This is a genomic window from Salinibius halmophilus (assembly GCF_003577475.1).
Lineage (GTDB): Bacteria > Pseudomonadota > Gammaproteobacteria > Pseudomonadales > Natronospirillaceae > Salinibius > Salinibius halmophilus.
The window spans coordinates 1-17658 of the sequence record NZ_QPEP01000007.1 but is presented as its reverse complement, the minus strand read 5'-3'; the positions used below and the strand labels follow the sequence as shown (position 1 = coordinate 17658).

The 17658-nt window shown below is 48.3% G+C and carries 15 protein-coding genes and 1 tRNA gene; 8 read left to right on the top strand and 8 right to left on the bottom strand.

The window, feature by feature from the left end; translation table 11 throughout:
* The first annotated feature begins 3 nt into the window (after positions 1 to 3).
* Positions 4 to 1014: a 2,3,4,5-tetrahydropyridine-2,6-dicarboxylate N-succinyltransferase gene (gene dapD, locus DUW71_RS09080; protein WP_119394938.1), complete on the top strand. Its 1011-nt coding sequence runs from the start codon at positions 4 to 6 to the stop codon at positions 1012 to 1014.
* 245 nt (positions 1015 to 1259) lie between these two features.
* Here dapD and DUW71_RS09075 read toward each other — a convergent pair whose 3' ends face one another.
* Positions 1260 to 1937 (bottom strand): OmpA family protein, encoded by a 678-nt coding sequence (locus DUW71_RS09075; protein WP_119394937.1) that lies wholly within the window; start codon positions 1935 to 1937, stop codon positions 1260 to 1262.
* 280 nt (positions 1938 to 2217) lie between these two features.
* Between DUW71_RS09075 and DUW71_RS09070 the strand changes: the two genes are divergently transcribed.
* The 7 genes from DUW71_RS09070 (at position 2218) to DUW71_RS09045 (ending at position 8785) form a co-directional block, all read left to right on the top strand.
* Positions 2218 to 4359 carry an adenosylcobalamin-dependent ribonucleoside-diphosphate reductase gene (locus DUW71_RS09070; protein WP_119394936.1) on the top strand — a complete coding sequence of 714 codons (2142 nt, stop codon included), beginning with the start codon at positions 2218 to 2220 and terminating at the stop codon, positions 4357 to 4359.
* Positions 4360 to 4368: 9 nt separating this feature from the next.
* Positions 4369 to 5058 (top strand): TSCPD domain-containing protein, encoded by a 690-nt coding sequence (locus DUW71_RS09065; RefSeq protein WP_119394935.1) that lies wholly within the window; start codon positions 4369 to 4371, stop codon positions 5056 to 5058.
* Between the two features lie 311 nt (positions 5059 to 5369).
* On the top strand, positions 5370 to 6041 hold the full coding sequence (gene can / locus DUW71_RS09060) for a carbonate dehydratase (protein WP_119394934.1): 672 nt from the start codon (positions 5370 to 5372) through the stop codon (positions 6039 to 6041).
* Positions 6042 to 6131: 90 nt separating this feature from the next.
* Positions 6132 to 6208: transfer RNA gene (locus tag DUW71_RS09055), tRNA-Met, on the top strand.
* 377 nt (positions 6209 to 6585) lie between these two features.
* Positions 6586 to 7563 carry a transposase gene (locus DUW71_RS09050; protein ID WP_119393967.1) on the top strand — a complete coding sequence of 326 codons (978 nt, stop codon included), beginning with the start codon at positions 6586 to 6588 and terminating at the stop codon, positions 7561 to 7563.
* A 256-nt stretch (positions 7564 to 7819) separates the two neighbouring features.
* On the top strand, positions 7820 to 8047 hold the full coding sequence (locus DUW71_RS18080) for a GNAT family N-acetyltransferase (protein ID WP_407690496.1): 228 nt from the start codon (positions 7820 to 7822) through the stop codon (positions 8045 to 8047).
* 60 nt (positions 8048 to 8107) lie between these two features.
* Complete coding sequence (locus tag DUW71_RS09045) at positions 8108 to 8785, top strand: HAD family hydrolase (protein WP_119394933.1); 678 nt, start codon at positions 8108 to 8110, stop codon at positions 8783 to 8785.
* Here DUW71_RS09045 and DUW71_RS09040 read toward each other — a convergent pair.
* The 7 genes from DUW71_RS09040 to DUW71_RS09010 all read right to left on the bottom strand — a co-directional run bounded on the left by DUW71_RS09040 (position 8782) and on the right by DUW71_RS09010 (position 16935).
* Positions 8782 to 9231: a VF530 family protein gene (locus tag DUW71_RS09040; protein ID WP_119394932.1), complete on the bottom strand. Its 450-nt coding sequence runs from the start codon at positions 9229 to 9231 to the stop codon at positions 8782 to 8784. The genes DUW71_RS09045 and DUW71_RS09040 overlap by 4 nt on opposite strands.
* Positions 9232 to 9264: 33 nt before the next feature.
* Positions 9265 to 10389, bottom strand: a complete 1125-nt coding sequence (locus DUW71_RS09035) for an SMP-30/gluconolactonase/LRE family protein (protein WP_119394931.1) — start codon at positions 10387 to 10389, stop codon at positions 9265 to 9267.
* A 130-nt stretch (positions 10390 to 10519) separates the two neighbouring features.
* Entirely contained in the window at positions 10520 to 11392 is an 873-nt protein-coding gene (locus tag DUW71_RS09030) for an FAD:protein FMN transferase (RefSeq protein ID WP_119394930.1), read from the bottom strand.
* Positions 11392 to 12822: a DUF3570 domain-containing protein gene (locus DUW71_RS09025; RefSeq protein WP_119394929.1), complete on the bottom strand. Its 1431-nt coding sequence runs from the start codon at positions 12820 to 12822 to the stop codon at positions 11392 to 11394. The genes DUW71_RS09030 and DUW71_RS09025 overlap by 1 nt, the downstream gene beginning before the upstream one ends.
* 12 nt (positions 12823 to 12834) lie before the next feature.
* Positions 12835 to 13047, bottom strand: coding sequence for a DUF4266 domain-containing protein (locus DUW71_RS09020; RefSeq protein ID WP_233546083.1), 213 nt, complete (start codon positions 13045 to 13047; stop codon positions 12835 to 12837).
* 111 nt (positions 13048 to 13158) lie between these two features.
* On the bottom strand, positions 13159 to 14439 hold the full coding sequence (locus tag DUW71_RS09015; RefSeq protein WP_119395121.1) for a DUF1501 domain-containing protein: 1281 nt from the start codon (positions 14437 to 14439) through the stop codon (positions 13159 to 13161).
* Positions 14440 to 14448: 9 nt separating this feature from the next.
* Entirely contained in the window at positions 14449 to 16935 is a 2487-nt protein-coding gene (locus tag DUW71_RS09010; protein ID WP_158583951.1) for a DUF1588 domain-containing protein, read from the bottom strand.
* Positions 16936 to 17658: the final 723 nt, after the last annotated feature.

Sequence of the window (17658 nt, the reverse complement as noted above, 5' to 3'; positions counted from 1 at the left end):
AACATGACATTTTTTAGTGCAGCACTTGGCACAGCCACTCGCAACAGTGAAGGCAAAATCATTGAAGCTTGGTTTCCACAACCAATTCTAAACCCATCAGCAGAGTTGGTTGCACAGCTAAAAGACGCTGGTTACACGCAAGGCAACCAAGTGATTGAACTGTCTGGCGCTGACGCAATCAAACTAACCAGCGCGTTTGAAGGTTACGAGCTGAACCAAAAACTAGCAGGCTCTGAGCAGCCGCTGGTATTGGTTGTGCTAGAAGCCGACAGTAAGCCTGAGAGCGTTGCTGAGGCTTACTTAAAACTGCAACTAATCTCTCACCGCCTAGTGAAACCACACGGCCTAAGCCTAGAAGGCATGTTTGGCTTATTGCACAACATTGCTTGGACAAGCGAAGGCGCAATCGACATTCCAGACCTGCCAAAACGCCAACTAGCGGCGCGTTTAGCGGGTCGCCACCTCTCTGTAGACAGTGTCGATAAGTTCCCGAAAATGACCGACTATGTTGTACCAACAGGTGTGCGCATTGCTGATACCGCGCGCGTACGCTTAGGGGCATATGTAGGGGAAGGCACCACAGTGATGCATGAAGGCTTTATCAACTTCAACGCTGGCACCGAGGGTGTGTCTATGATTGAAGGCCGCATCTCTGCAGGGGTAACCATTGGCAATGGTTCAGACCTAGGTGGTGGCTGCTCGACAATGGGCACACTTTCAGGTGGTGGCAACATCATTATCTCGGTAGGCGAAAACTGCCTATTGGGCGCCAATGCTGGTGTTGGCATTCCATTGGGCGATCGCTGCACCGTGGAGTCTGGTTTGTACATTACCGCAGGCACCAAGGTTGCCGTATTAGATGACAAAGGCGAAGTAACGGAAGTAGTGAAAGCGCGCGAATTAGCAAGCAAGAACGATATCGTTTTCCGTCGCAACTCACAAACAGGCCAAGTGCAAGCACTGACCAACAAATCAGCTGTTGAACTAAACTCTGAGTTGCACGCTAATAACTAACTAGCAGGCTTGCTCCACCCGAGCAAGCGCCAATTTATCGCCACCATTTGTGTCAAAATACCATTTAGACCCGTAAGTTTGTTTCACTGGTTTTTTGGCACTTTAACATTTCTTGCACCATTGCCATGCTAGCGTGGCATTGTCAGTTGCGGTGCGGTTTGCGGATCTAGCTTCACCGCAATAGCCAGGGGGCGATGCAAAAAAAAGGCCAGCTCATTGAGCTGGCCTTTTTCACACATTGAGAACTATTGCTTTTCGATTGGATCAAGCGAAATTTCCACACGACGGTTCTGCGAACGACCCTCTGGGGTTGCATTGCTAGCGATTGGACGCGACTCGCCATAACCTTGGGCAGCCAAACGCTCTACCGCAATACCACTATTGAGCAGGTACTCGGCAACAGATGCCGCCCGACGCTCAGATAGCTTTTGATTGTACTCTTCTGAACCAGTTGAATCGGTATGACCATCAACATTCACCAGCGTGCTATCGTACTTATCTAACACGATGACAACAGAATCTAATACATCAAAGAATGATGGTGCCACGTCTGACGAATCAGTAGCGAAGGTTACATTGCCTGGCATATTCAGTACGATCTGGTCACCCTCACGACTAACACTTACACCAGTACCTTCAAGCTGTTGGCGAAGCTCTGCTTCTTGTTGATCCATATAAATACCAACTGAGCCACCAGCAACACCACCAATGCCCGCACCAATTAACGCTGCTTTTTTACGCTCTTCTGGTGTTTTAGCTACGGCCGCACCAATCACAGCGCCAACGGCACCACCAATAATACCAAGTGTTGCACCCTTTGATGCCTGACGCTCGCCAGTGTAAGGGTTAGTTGTACAACCAACCATGGTTGCAGTGCTGAACGCAGCGATTGTTGCCGCCGCAATAAATGATTTAATTCGCATGAAAGCCTCCAAGCTAAGTTGTGCGAAGCAAGTGTAATCGCGAATTATTAAATTGTCGCGTTCTAAGCGCGAATTGGTTCACTAAATTGTCAGGTTGGCGAAAAGCCGCATCGTTATGGGCACTCACTAATGTCAACAAAAAAAGTTAGTTTTTTAATCTGGAAACACTACAGGTTGTGCTCTATCATTCCTCCAAACACTATATGTAGTGGCCAAGTTTTAATCAGCTACTACAAAAAAAATATCAATGCAATCATTTTAACTAGTACGGGAAGTCAGCATGACGGAATCTACTAAGCGCCCAGCATCGGTGACCGAGATCACCTATCAGCCAGCCTCTTTGGATATTTGGGACAGCAAATACCGACTAAAAGACGGCGACAAGCAGATAGACAGTGATATCAAATCGACCTTTAGTCGAGTCGCCGAAGCGCTTGCGCAAGTTGAAGCTAAGGACAAGCAAAAGCACTGGCACCAAAAATTTACTTGGGCATTAGAAAACGGCGCTATCCCAGCCGGTCGCATTTTATCAAATGCTGGTGCTCAAGCTTATAAGCCAGCGACTTCTACAATTAACTGCACCGTCTCGGGCACCATTGATGATTCAATGGATGGCATTCTCAACAAAGTACACGAGGCAGGACTAACACTGAAAGCTGGTTGTGGTATTGGTTACGAGTTTTCTACCCTGCGCCCACGTGATGCATTTGTTAACGGTGCAGGCGCCTATACCTCTGGCCCATTATCGTTCATGGACATCTACGATCGCATGTGCTTCACCGTATCAAGCGCTGGTGGTCGCCGCGGTGCGCAGATGGCAACTTTCGATATTGGACATCCAGATGTTGTTGAGTTTATTCGTGCCAAGCGCGAAGACGGCCGGCTGCGCCAGTTCAACCTGTCGCTATTGATCACTGACGAATTTATGGAAGCCGTGCAAGCCGATGCCGACTGGCAACTGGCCTTCCCGGTATCGAAAAAAGAAATTGACCGCGATGGCCTTAACCTAGCCGACCCTACACAGATTGTATGGCGTGATTGGCACGTTAAAGAAGGTTATGTAAGTGACGATCAAGGCCGAATCGCCTTTAAGATCTACAAAGTGATTAAAGCGCGCCAGCTGTGGAACGTGATCATGACGTCCACCTACGACTTTGCTGAGCCAGGCTTTATCCTTATTGACCGCGTCAACGAGTTCAACAACAACTGGTTCTGTGAAAACATCCGCGCGACCAACCCATGTGGTGAACAACCATTGCCGCCTTACGGCAGCTGCCTGTTGGGTTCAGTGAACCTAACCAAATTTGTGGAAAACCCATTTAACGAGAACGCCAAGTTCAATTGGGAAAAGTTCAACGAAGTTGTCGCTATCTTCACCCGCATGTTAGATAACGTTGTTGAAATCAACGGCCTGCCACTGGCTGAGCAGCAACGTGAAATTGAAGAAAAACGCCGCCATGGCATGGGTTACCTAGGACTGGGCTCAACCATTACCATGTTAGGCATGAAATATGGAGATGCTAAATCTGTTGCCTTTACTGAAGAAGTAACCAAGCAGCTAGCCATTACCGGCTGGAAAGAGGCACTAAACCTAGCCAAAGAAAAAGGTGTGGCACCAGCATTGGAGCGTGAGTACGAACTAACGCCGAAAATGCTTCGCCAACGCCCAGAAATGGTTGCCGATGGCTATAAAGTGGGTGACAAAGTGCCAGGGCGCATTCTGCATGCGAAGTACTCGCGCTATATGCAAAAAGTAGCCGAAGAAGCACCTGAGCTAGTAGATGAGTTGGCAAAAGTAGGGGCTCGCTTTACTCACCACAGCTCAATTGCGCCAACTGGCACGATCTCCTTGTCGATCGCTAACAATGCCTCGAATGGTATTGAACCAAGCTTTGCCCACCACTACTCGCGCAACGTTATTCGCCAAGGCAAGAAGTCAAAAGAGAAAGTAGACGTATTTTCTTTTGAACTACTGGCCTACCGCGAGCTCGTTAATGCAAAAGCGATGCCGTACAGTGATGAACCAGAAGCACAGCTGCCTGACTATTTTATCACCTCGGATTCGGTAACACCTGAGCAGCACGTTGATATTCAAGGTGCCGCGCAAAAGTGGATTGACTCTTCGATCTCAAAAACAGCGAACGTACCAACCGAGTTCCCATACGAAGAGTTTAAAGACATCTACACCTATGCATGGCAACAAGGGCTTAAAGGTTGCACAACCTTCCGCTTTAACCCAGAAGCCTTCCAAGGCGTTTTGGTAAAAGAGGAAGACCTAGAAAACACAACGTACCAGTTCACCCTAGAAGATGGCTCAACCATCGACTTAAAAGGTAATGAAAAAATTGAGTACGATGGCGAAGAACATACTGCTGCAAACCTGTATGATGCGCTCAAAGAAGGCTACTACGGTAAGTTTTAAGGGTTAACCATGTCTGTAAAGAAAATTGATAGCAAAATTGTGGGCTTTGCGGTGAAAAAGCCTGGTGACGCACCCGTAGCAGCGGTAGAAGACACCAGCAACGAACCGCAAAAAATGCACGAAGACGTTGAGCGCCCAGAAGTACTGGTGGGCTCAACTTATAAAATCAAAACGCCGTTATCTGAGCATGCATTATATGTAACGATTAACGACATTATTTTGAATGAAGGCACCGAACACGAGTCGCGCCAGCCATTCGAAGTATTTATTAATTCAAAAAACCTTGAACACTTTCAATGGGTTGTTGCGCTCACACGCGTGATCTCGGCAGTGTTCCGCAAGGGTGGTGACGTTACCTTCTTGGCCGAAGAGCTTAAAGCAGTATTCGACCCACAAGGTGGTTACTTCAAAAAAGGCGGCAAGTTTATGCCTTCTTTGGTGGCTGAAATTGGTGAAGCCATTGAGCAGCACCTAAAAATGATTGGCATCATCGAAGATGACTCGCTTACTGCCGAGCAGCGCCAGCTCATCGAAGATAAGCGCAAGGAGTACGAAGGAAAAAAGTCACAAACGGGTGAAGAGACCAGTAGCAACTTCCCACCCGATGCGACCTTGTGTAACAAGTGCTCCAACAAGTCTGTCATCATTATGGACGGCTGCCGCACCTGCTTAAACTGCGGCGACTCTAAATGTGGGTAAAAACCGGTGCCGAAACCATTAAACGCACAAAGCTCGTTTAATGGTTTTTACTACCGCACAGAAATGTGCGGGCTGGGTGCTTACGCATGGATTCTAGCCCCGTAGGCAAAACCCGTCATGCCCGATGCTTTTATCGGGCATCTAACATACGTACTACACACCACGCACTATCATTCCAATCGCATTCCAATCCATTCCGTTCCAATCGGACATCCACTCGCTCTACCCCAGTTTTCATTGACCCGCCCCATTGCCTTAACCTAAATTTTTGGTAATGTTCTTGGCATAGAATCTTCACACTGTGAGTGCCGATGAAAACGCTAAATCACCTTTTACAAGCTAACAAGGCTTGGGCCAAGAAGATCAACGAAGACGACCCACTCTTTTTTGACACCTTATCCAAACAACAATCACCAGAGTTTTTGTGGATTGGCTGCTCGGACAGCCGCGTACCCGCCAACCAAATTGTGAACTTACTACCCGGCGAAGTCTTTGTTCACCGCAACATTGCCAACATGGTGATTCATACCGATCTCAATTGCCTTTCGGTGGTGCAGTACGCCATTGACGTACTAAAAGTAAAACACATCATGGTCGTTGGTCACTATGGCTGTGGTGGCATACATGCCGCACTAGACGGCCACGACCATGGCCTGATTGATAACTGGCTGCGCCACATCCAAGATGTTGACCGCACCCACGGCCAAGAACTAGCAACCATACCCGACTCTGAAGCTCGCCATAACAGACTGTGTGAACTAAACGTGTATGAGCAAATTCGTAATCTTTGCGCGACCAGCATCGTCAAGGATGCTTGGAAAAGAGGCCAAGAATTGCACATTCATGGCTGGATATACGACTTGCATGACGGCATGGTGCGCGACCTAAACCTTTGTGTCACCGAACCTAACGACCTGCCTGCTGACACCGCGCTGGTGAAACCTTGCCTAACTCAAGCGGTTGAAGCGCCACTAAACCAATAGCAGTTTTCATCGAATGCTAAAAAAACCTTCATTTAATTGAAACAGCCCTTGACACTACTGCGCACACGTCTATAATGCGCCCCACGTTGTCGCGGGGTGGAGCAGTCTGGTAGCTCGTCGGGCTCATAACCCGAAGGTCGTAGGTTCAAATCCTGCCCCCGCAACCAGTTTTAAGAAACCAGCTAGAAATAGCTGGTTTTTTTTCGCCTGTCATTCCCGCGCGCGCTTAGCGGGAATCTAGTTGCAAGGCTCAAAGCCAGTAACTACGCGCTCTTCGCTATTCTGATATATACCTTTCTGAACTCAGTAACTACCGCTCAGCTCTCTGTAGAGCAAACTAAAAAATACCATCAGATAACCAAATAATTACTTAAAATGGGCACAACACCCAGCCTGTGCCCAAATAAACACCTTGAACATGGACACCCACCCTTTACTAGGATGGTTGCTGTTTNTGGACACCCACCCTTTACTAGGATGGTTGCTGTTTATTTGACCAGCACCATCCGGTCGACTACCTTGTAATCACTAGGAGGTAGTCGCCGTGACCATTGCACGTTCCCAAATCATTCAGTTAGCCGAAACGCTTTTTTATCATTGCGTGTCGCGCTGTGTTCGCCGTGCTTTTTTATGCGGTGTAGACCAGGTAAGCCAGCAATCCTTCGAGCATCGCCGTGCTTGGCTAATTGAACGCATTCACCTACTGGCCAGCGTGTTCACCATCGACGTGGCGGGCTATGCCATTATGTCTAACCACTACCATCTAATTTTGCATGTGAATCATGCCGCGGCACAAGCGCTGTCTGATCGCGAGGTGGCTGAGCGCTGGCAGGTGTTGTTTAAGGGCAGTAAGGTCGTCGATCGATATTTAGCTGGTGAAGAAGGCGTTGCTGAACTAGCGCAAGCGACACTCGCGAAATGGCGGGCACAGTTGTTTGATATCTCTTGGTTTATGCGCTGTTTAAATGAAAACATCGCTCGCCGCGCCAATGCTGAGGACAACTGTACCGGCAGGTTTTGGGAGGGCCGGTTCAAATCACAACCGCTTTTGGATGAAAAAGCGCTGCTTGCAGCCATGGTTTATGTCGATCTGAACCCGATTCGCGCTGAAATGTGCAAGAGCATTCCCGAAAGTGAATTCACCAGTGCCTATGAGCGCATTCATGGCAAGCCTTGTGAAGATAGTACTGGCGCAAGCAAGAAGCCGCTAATGAGTTTTATCAGCACCGATAGCAACCTCAGCGAAGCCTGTTTGCCATGCACTCAAGCGCAATATTTCGAGCTATTGGATTGGTCGAGCAGGGTTGTTAGAGCAGACAAAAAAGGCGTTGTCTCCATTGAGCAGCCACCGCTATTGCAACAACTAGCCTTCAGCCAAAATCAATGGCAAATACTGTGCACGAGCCTTGGCAAGGTAACTCATGGTGCAATCGGGGCGCCGAATCAAGTTGAACACTTTCACCAAAGCAGAGGCTGCAAGAGGCGACCCCGTACAGACATTGTTGTGCAGCTATTTGGTTAGCTAATCCTGTCAACCCGGATACTCCTTTAATCGAGTTATTGCTTATGCTCGAGCTTTCGGCTGCATACTCCACAGCCACAGTGCTTTCATCGCTACAAAGTCAACCTAGTTGTGTAGATACATCAACAGTTTTCGACTCTGATTAGGGTTGAATAAGTGCCTTTGGCTAGTCGGTCACTACCACAACAATGGATGTCCTGCTTTAGAGAAGGTAGAGCAAGTGCCTTTGGCAACTTGGCCAATAACAGATTAATGGCTGTCCAGCATAAAGGCGCAGCATAAAGGCGCGAAGGCTGCTTTAGCCTTTGCCTTTAATGCGCTAGCGCTTTCGCGGGTATATGCCTTTACCACCGTAACCAATGCGCCTTCACGCGGGCTCATGCGCCACCTAGGCATGGTCAACACCCAACAAGACTTTGATCATCCCAAGCTTGCTGCCAACCATCCTCTTCGGCGTCATTGTTTGTATGTACTCACTCGCTAGTTTTGCACGAATCTATCAGCTTTCGACTACACTTTCTTTAGCTTTGGCTAGGGAAATAAAATGTTTGCCGCTTTATGTTTCAACTTCGACAACACCCTTTGTGACCTATGGCGCAGTGAGCGGCAAGTGCTTTCGCAGTGTGAGCTCGGCAATATAGCGCCAGCATCGTTAGCGAAACAATTAGTCACCTATAAATCGCGCGGACTGGTCTACCAACAAAGCGCACATGAGTATATCAGCGACGCATTCAAGCATTGTCTGCCCATTGCAGACCACAGAACACTTACCGAGCAATATTTGGCAGCATTTGGCCAAACCTGTGTGCTACAACCTTATTGTGAAGCGGTATTAGCACAACTAGCGCAGCATGTACCACTTTATTTAATAAGTAACGGCTTAGCTAACTACCAGCGCCAGCGCATCAACAATAGTGGTATCGCTCAATATTTTGAGGAGGTTGTGGTCTCAGGCGACGTTGGCGTTGCCAAACCTCAGCGCCGTATATTTGATCTCGCACTGACACCAAATAATCTGCCGCGCCAGCATGTGTTGCACATAGGTAGTTCATTAGGTTGTGACTATTTAGTGGCAAAACAAGCAGGTGTTCAATTTTGCTACGTGAACCAGTTAGGCTATAGGCATTTAGCCGAGGTGGACTATGAGGTGAGAGCACTTAGTGAGTTAAGTGCTCTGGCGGATTATTTAGCCGAGGTAAACAGCGGCTTGAGTGCTGGTTAGAAGTTACCCCACGGGTTATCGCCCGCTTTTTTCTTGGCGATGCGCTGGCGAGCAAAGTTTTTTGGTGCCGGTTTGCGCTCAGCTGCACGCTCAGCTTTGCGTGCTTTGCGCTGCGCGGCGTCTTCTAGCGACAGCTCTTTTGGTGCTCTAGGCTTGTCACCGTCCGGCACAATGCGGTCGCGCGGTGGTTTGGCAAACTCGCTATCACTCGCCCTTGGCATGTTTTTGTACATGTAAAGGTAAAACGCTTCGACCTTTTCGCGCGCCCAATCCGCTTTTTGTAAAAACTTCACACTCGACTCAATGCTCGGACGTTTATTAAAACAGTTGATATTGAGATAAGCGTAGAGGATTTCGTAGCCGTAGTGGTCAACCAGCTCGGTGACCACGGTTTGCAAGCTAGTGCCATGCAGTGGGTTATTGGCGTAATTGATTTTTTCAGACATGACACTTTCTCTTTTGGTAACCCACTTAGTATATCACTTTTGTGGGCTAACCCATATTAACCCGTCACCGGTAAGGCTTTGAATATACCAACGATCATCGGTCTCCAATAAACCTGTAGCCGTAGGCACAGCCAGAGTAGGATCTTGCAGGTTATTCACCACTTCACCATTGTGCATGAAGGCAAACACATGGCTGTAGTGCGGTGGAATAGGCTGCATGCCAGGCGGCAGATTAAATAGCGCGGCTCTTACCCAAGCCTTATCAGCTAGGCCGTCAACGATAGGCGATCTTGGCTTCACCAATCCAGCCCATACCCTGCCATCACGACCTTTCGTTAAGTTATCGGGAAAGCCCGGTAAGTTTTCGAAAATAGGCCACGCTTGGTCATTTTTTTGGTCAACCAACTCTGGTGCTGACACGCCACGCGTCGTTTTGTTTACCTGCCAAATTCGATACATGCAGGTTTCGGCAACGAATAAGTTTTCATCATCATCGAAGGCAACACCATTGGCAAAACACAAATCCGATAACATCACTTCTGGTGGCTGGCCATTTTGCTGTGCGATGGCTGTCCACACAAATAGCTCACCCGAAGGGCGGTGCTCCATAATATCGAAGGTGCTAGCGATGAAGGTATCGCCTAATGCCTCAGCGCCCCAACGCTGGCTTGAGTTGGTAAAATAAATATCACCGTTATTGGCCACGGCTACCGAGTTGCTGTAAGCAAGCTTCGGCGCGCCATCTGCTGGCAATAGTGTTGAGACTTCACCAGCTGGTGAAACGGCCATTAAGCCATGCATGGCATTGGCAGCAATCAGCCTGCCGTCTGGGTGAAAATCTATCCCCAGAATGCGCCCCTGTGTTTGAACAAACTTTTCCGGCTTAGGGTTATTTGGCTCAAATCGATAAATAGCACCAGAGTGTGTGGCGGCGTAAACTAACCCATCTGGGCCGAGCGCCATTGACTCTGGGCCATAATCATTGGGTAAGTCAGCAACGTCAAACTGGCTTAAGCGATTGTTTTCAGCGAAACCACCCACTAACCCTTCACTCATTGGCGGCTGCCAGTTCACTGGTTTAATTGGGCTTGGTTTAATCAACAAGTAAGCGATTAGTAGCACGGGTAGCGCTAATACGAACAGCAGTATCTTTTTCACGGCAACATTCCTTTTTTGCACTAGCTTATTCGGCAGGCGCAAAGAAAAAAGTCGCACACGCCCTATATGAATTTTTTATTTCAATATAATGATTATTTATTATTTTTTACATATACAATAAGATATAATACTAGTTTTTATAACCTATCGCATCACCTGCACTATCTACGGCAAAATAATCATCAGTTTGATCAGCTAACCAACTAAGTCCTTCTGCCCCTTTTAGCATGGCAATGGTCGACATTGACCCGGCCACCACACAAAGGGGCGCTTTTACACTGACTGCTTGCAAGCCAGATACCGGCCACCCAGTAAACGGGCTTAACATATGGCTGTAGCGCTTTCCTGCAAGGGTTAACACCCGTTGATAATCACCACTGCTCGCCAATGACTCATTCACTAGCGACAATTTAACGATGGCATTTTTTGGATTTCGTGGGTCGCTTACCCCTACTCGCCAAGCTTGCCCATTAGCCATAGCGCCAATTGCGCGAATATCGCCGCCAAGGTTCACTAGCCCGTGGCGAACGCCAGAATTCAGCCAAAGCGAGGCGACTTTATCGGCGGCATACTCTTTCACAATGCCACCAAAATCAATGGCCATACCTTTAGGAATTCTTAGTTGATTATCTTTCCGTTCAAGCTTCTGCCACCCCACTTTTGGTAACAGAGACTCGATCAGGTCAGGGTTGCAGTCGCCGCTTTTGAAATCCCAAGCTTGGCGCAGAATGCCACTCGATGGATCGAACAGGCCATCACTTTGCTCAAAGCAGGCATCGGCATAGGCAAATAATCCGGCACTTTCTTCATCTAATTGATGCCAGTCCCCACCATGCCATTGGCTTAGCAATGAGCCTGGCAAATAGCGGCTATATTTTTGTTCCAATGCCTGCACTTCGCGCTGTGCCATCTGCAACAATGGCAAAGCCAAGCCTTGGGCAAGCCCATCCAAATAGAGTTCACAGGGTGAGCCCATCGCTTTGAATGATTGCGTTATCGGCATTAGAAACGATATTCCAAGCCCGCGGAGGCGCGCCAATACTGCGGCAGCCCGTTCGTATCTTGCAGTTCACTAGCTAGCCCCCAGAACGTGCCACTAGCTCGGTACAACTCGCCACCGGCCGTTACCCGAACGCCGGCAACAGACAACTCACTATTGATACCTAAGGCGACGGCGCCGTAGGTAGATAGCCGCGGGTCGGATGAAAACAAATCGCTGTAACCAACAATTTGATTGCCTTCTATAATTGCCGCCGGTAGGTTGCCGTCACGACCAACTAAGTCGTTGGTAATTTCTGGGTCGACCATCAAGCGATAAAAGTTCGCTTGCTTCTGTCCATGCAAACGAATGTATGGCGCCATTAACAAGCTCGTTTCTTGATTAGCTAGCCAGCGTGAGAAACCTGACTTTGCTGATGACTGATAGTTGAAACGCTGATAAAAAGCAGCATTTGTGGTAAGTGAGTGCACACCCCATGTATCACCATAGTATCGAGTATCGAGATGCAACACGCCTTCAGTGGCACTAATAAATTGGCGCAAGCCACTGCTTAGTGTCCACATAATTCTGTGGTCTGGGCGGTTATCCGTGCTGTAGTGAACGGTGCCACCAACGCCAGATTCGTCAACATTTTTAGTGCCAGGATCATCAATACACTGATCGCCACAGCTGATCACCACATGGCGATATGGGTCACTTAGGTAGCCAGTTTGATAAGTCACTGAACCACCAACCTGCGCCAGCAGGTTTTTGTTTACCACCGCTGAAAAACCATTAAATCCAGAAATTTGCAGTTTGTTTTGCTGCCAAGCGTCTACCCTACTGGCTTGAAACTCTGGCGGCTTATCGCCCACTGGCACCCCACTTCCCGTAGGCGTTAGTTCATCAAAGTAGGCACTCAACCCCAGTGAATAGGTACGGGTTTGATCTTGGTTATCGATGCTGGTGTCAAATGATCCACCTGCTGAGCGGTAATCGTTCTCTTCTGAGTAATAGCCTTCACCACCAACGGTGGAGCGGTCGTTATACAGTCGGCTACCAACAGCCAGCTCGAAGCGTGATTCAACAATAGACGCGCCACCTAGTATCAAATGGTTTTGCCCAGTAAAGCGAATATCACCATCGCCGTTGACTTCACCATTTTGGTAAGCAGCCTGCACCGAAGCACCAGCAAGCGTTTCAAAACCATAATCAACGTAGTAGCCAAAGCGCTTACCAATACCGCCAGAAAGGTGATACTGATGATTAATGATGCCATACGCAGGGTGCGCGTCAGTCACATCACCAAGTGCTAGTGGGTTGTAGTCTTGCTCTGCATAAGCGTTATAGCGGTATGCAAGTGCTGTCTCAGTCGGTGCAACATTAGCTTGTGCTAACACAGGGATTGCCATTGCCGCACTCGCCAGCGCCGCCATTGCTGATTGTTTTTTCATCTTCGCTTGTTCCTAGTTGCAACCACAGCCGCCACCGGCTGCCTGCATACCACCAAATGCGGTCTCTTTTGCTCCATAAACATGGGCGTCAAAACGTGCTTGCACAGGATTAGGCGTCCAGAGCATTTCTTGCTTGGCGAGATTATTGCGCTCCCAAGGCTGCACTGTTGCACAGCCAGTCAACACCATCGCGCTCGCTATAACCAGTACCAGTTTTTTCATCATGTCTCCTCCTGCCGGTGCTAGTTTAGCGGTTTGTTAGGTTTCCTTAAAGCAGACCCATCGGCAAAATTGAGCAGCCGAGATAACGCATCTTTGCTCAAGCAATTTCATTGATTAGGATAATAACGAGGTCAAATCCACATTGCTGGCTAAGTTAAACCCAACGGCGGTTTGGTTATTTTCTATGGCTAGCCAATGGCGCACTAATTTATGCACATCGGCAGGTGTAATGCGCTCCCCTTCCCCTTCATTAGCAACACTTAAATCAGGGTTTAGCGTAAGTGCTTCATGCTTTTCGTTACTAGCGCCAACTACTTGACCAGCAAAACTCGCATTTTTTTGCATTAACAATGCGCTGTTGATTGGCCAATGGTCTTTACCATTGCCATCGTTGTACTTAGGCGTGCGAGAGAACTCAGATGATACAAGCACTTTTAATCGATCTGCCAACCCACGCGCTTCGGCTTCTTGCCAAAGAAAATCTATGGTGTCGACGAGCTCGGTTAAGCACTCGCTATGGCGCTCATCATGGTTTGAGTGCGTATCAAAACCACCCACTGATAAATCAGCCGCCACACACAAGCCAGCTTGGCAGGCAGCGAGCGTTAGCTGAATCTGGCGTGGTTTACTTGATCGATAGCCAAAGTGGTCAATGGGCAGCGACTCGCTTGGCAAGTAATCTTCAAGTACAGATATTTGCGCTTGCGAGGTGCGTGCATCCACGTAATCGTTCACTACCTTGCGAGTACCGGGTAACAGTTCACTTACCTGCTGTAACCGCTCTAGGCGCGCCATTTTGGCTTGCTTTAAAAGGTCTAGCTGTTCGTCGGGAACAACTCGACTAAAACCGCTATTCGTTGGGCGATTGGTATTCACCAACCCTAACAGCTGACTTGGGTTAGACATCAGCGTGTAAGGTACTAACCCCGCCGTTTCGCGAAAGCCACCATTGCTAACGAACGCAAACGGCAGCTGGCGACCCATAACAGCTGCATAGAGTGCCGAGGTAGCTGGGTAGCCAGGTCGGAACTGACCACTCCAGTTATGAATTCGCCCCGCATCATGGGCATTGGTCTGGCTATCAATACCATTAATGACCAGCATTTTATCAGAATGATTAGTAAACAACTTGGCATTATTGGCAAACGGCGCGTAGGTGATTTGGCTGTTTGCCACCGTTTGCACTGAATCAGTTGCCGCCCAATTGTTTATGGTTGTACTCGCTTTTGGGTCACAGAAACTGGTGACATCCCATCCACCGCGCGCTTCAATACTGATAAAAATATCACCCTGGTGCAGTGGAATGCTGTTCGCGCGCGCAAGTGTTGGCACTACTGGTGTTGCCGCGACCATTCCAGAAGCAGCAAGCGCCTTTAAAAAATCTCGACGATTCATCACATACTCCTAGAAATAGATAAACTCTGGGTCGGAAATCATATAGTTCAGTACCAAAGCCCAACTATGTACGGTTTGCGCAGGGTTCCAATATGGCGCTTTCCAGTACGGGTTATCATTCCAATTAATGTTATTGGTACAGAACTGGTCGAACGCAGGGTCGCGATCATTGTTTGATGTCGCGCGCTCATTTAAGCGTTCACCATAGCGCTCATCAGTAATCCGCATCTGCCACGTGGTATAAAACAGCTCTTTGATGACGGCTAGTTCAGGATCGCTTATCAAGCGTTTCTCGCCATACAATTTCCACCACAATGTCTTGATTTGCTCATCAATGGCATTTGGGTTCACCATAGCAAACTCATCAGTGATACGACTGCTTGTAAAGTGAGGACTGTCAGCAACAGACTCTGGCACTGTCCCATGCGTCACCTCAGTAAACAGCCGTCGCTGCTCTATTGGTAGCGTGAACTCGTCATACACAAGCTCACAGGCCAAGTCGTTGGCATATCGATCCACTACTTGTGACATAAGTGCTGTAATCTGGCTAGTGCGCTGGATGATGGTGTCAGAATCAATGCCACCAAAATACAGTTTGTAGTCATCAGTTAAATAGTGCTCGCCATTCCAACTATTCTGCCAAGAGCGGCCAAAAAGGGATGTCAGTTTCCGGTCTAATTGTTCAGGGGTAAGAAGGCGTTTACCAACTGCAAGATACGGGTTGAGATCTGCCCCTGAGCCGGCTCGGAACATATCAGACATCATCATGTCAGCCAGCAGAGCCTTTAATGAATATTGGCTTTGATCAAATAAAGTAACCCACTTTTCGATGTATTGTTGCTCGGTACTTAATGCTTCAGCAAACACTGGATCTTCAGGGTCTCCATCCAAAGGCGTCAACGGTTCGCGACCAAAGACAGCCGGGAACCAAAATTTTACCGTGCCTTCGGCAAAACGAGAGTCGTTGACGATATGGTAAGCCAACCACTGAATAGGATCACGAAACCTCGTGCTTTCAATCGGTCCAAAAGGATTGCCCTGGTTCATTATTCGATCACCAAAGCCTGGTGGCAGGTTGGTGCGATACCAGCGATCACCTGATTGATAGACACGGTCGCCATTTTCATCACGCTCACGGAAATAGGTTCCCGCTAACGACGAGTCACCACTTTGCCGTAAAAATTCACCATCATTAAAGTAACTTTGGAAAGCACCAGCAACGGGGTCCATGATCTTGTGGCAAGCATAACAACTAGTAGTTGGGTCCGCCGGGTTCGTGTCGGTTGTTAGCTCGTTAGGATTCATCACACGAAAGCCAATCGCTTCTATGTCGACACCTAGGAAAAACTTATAAGTCCAACGCGCGCGCGCACGATTGCGGTTAGTATCCGTTGTTGGGTAGCGCTGCATAAATGACAAGGTAGTCAGGATGCCAGCTGCTGGCACTGAATTTTGGTCTAAGTCATCCGGGTTGAGTTCGGTGTTTGTGCGATTGACATACGCCTGCGCCTGAGTGAACTTTCCTTCATACCAACTATCGATAGAAAACGAGCCACTGCGGGGGTCCACGTCTTCGCAGTTTACCCCCTCAAATAGACACTGCGTGTAGTCATTTACCATATGATAGCGAGCGGTTAGCACTTCAGAATAGGGCCGATCATTACTCACAACATGATAAATATGGGCAAGAGGCTGTTGGGCAATAGATTGAGCAATACGCTCACGCACATCATTTGCATCGTAGGGCGCCTCAACTTCAGACTCATCCAATGATCGTGCTAAGTCCACCCAAGTTTCGGCATGTGGCATACGACGCTCATCTAACTTATTAAATGCCTGGTTACTAACCAGGCCTTGATCAGTCAGAAGCTGGTCATTGGCTGACTCATAAATAAAAGATTTGAACCCATCTTCTTCCATGTAGTCCAACAATAAGAAACGCAAGCCCGTTTCACCAGTGGCTGCTTTGGCTAGCTCTACTTCGGTTGGCATGCGGCCCGCTAACAGAATAGAAGCACGTAGTGCCGTACGCTGACGAGTGTCCAATGCAACAGGCAGCGCACGGCTCTGCTGGCTCGTTTGGCAGTAAGCCGAGGGGTCAGACGATGACAGCACGGAGGCAACTTCACTTAGGGCTTGAGTTTGTGCTTGGCTTTCTATCTGGATTCCGCCGCCATGACTGATACTTTGTGGCTTTGCTAGCAACAACTGCGAACCACCAGGTTTGTTCAAGTAGCTCACTAATAATGAGATATTCTCAGCTGAGTTAGTAGAGAGCTTCAGATCAGACGTATGACTAGCTGTGTGACATGCCGCACAAGTGCTGGTAAGTATTGGTGAAATAACCTGATAACTAGCTAATGACTGGACACAGGTTTCATCATCGACATCGGCAGAACGATTGGCAAAATCACCAGCATCGGTCACAACAGACGTTGGCTGCACCTGACACCCAACCAGCGCTAAAAATATGAAAGGTAGAAAATAACGCATCACTCTATACTCAAGTACACCCAAGTATAAGTTTGCGCTAGATCAATTGGACAGACCACTAAGACTTTGACTAGTTTTTGTTAGTCAATGCGCACAATTGCTAATAAATTGACAACTTTCGTCAATTTCCTGTCGAGCAGGCAAAAAAAGGCCAGCCCGAGGGCTGGCAATTCTTCACTCAACGTCCAGTGCTGGTAGCATCCCAGCTCGGCTTTAAGGAAGCCGACATCCTATCCTGCCGTCCTGGCAGTTCCTTTCCCTATTTGATCCTTAAACTCTGCATTCCAGCAGACCTTCGTCCTTGCTGTCCTAAGTTCCTTTGCGAACCATCCAGTTCGACCGTTTCCCTGTGTCGTCATCCTGTCGACGTGAATAACTATAGTAGGTTTGCTAGTGTCGGCGTTAGAGACATTGGCTCGGATGTTTGTAAGACATTTGCCATAGATGGTGTGAGATTTTTTGTTTAGGTGATTTTTTTGGTTGGGTGTAGGTTTTACAAACCGAAGGTTTGGGAAACAAGTCTCTGCGTCACACCCGAGTGCTTTTATCGGGTGTCTAGTTTGTTGTTTCAACATAGCGTCACACCCGAGTGCTTTTATCGGGTTTCTAGTTTTCTGTTTTGAATGTGGTGACTAGATTCCCGCCTACGCGGGAATGACTGTTGCCCGGCGCAAACCCAAGCGCCGTGCAACCTACAGAAACGAAAAAACCCCAGCACATTGTGCT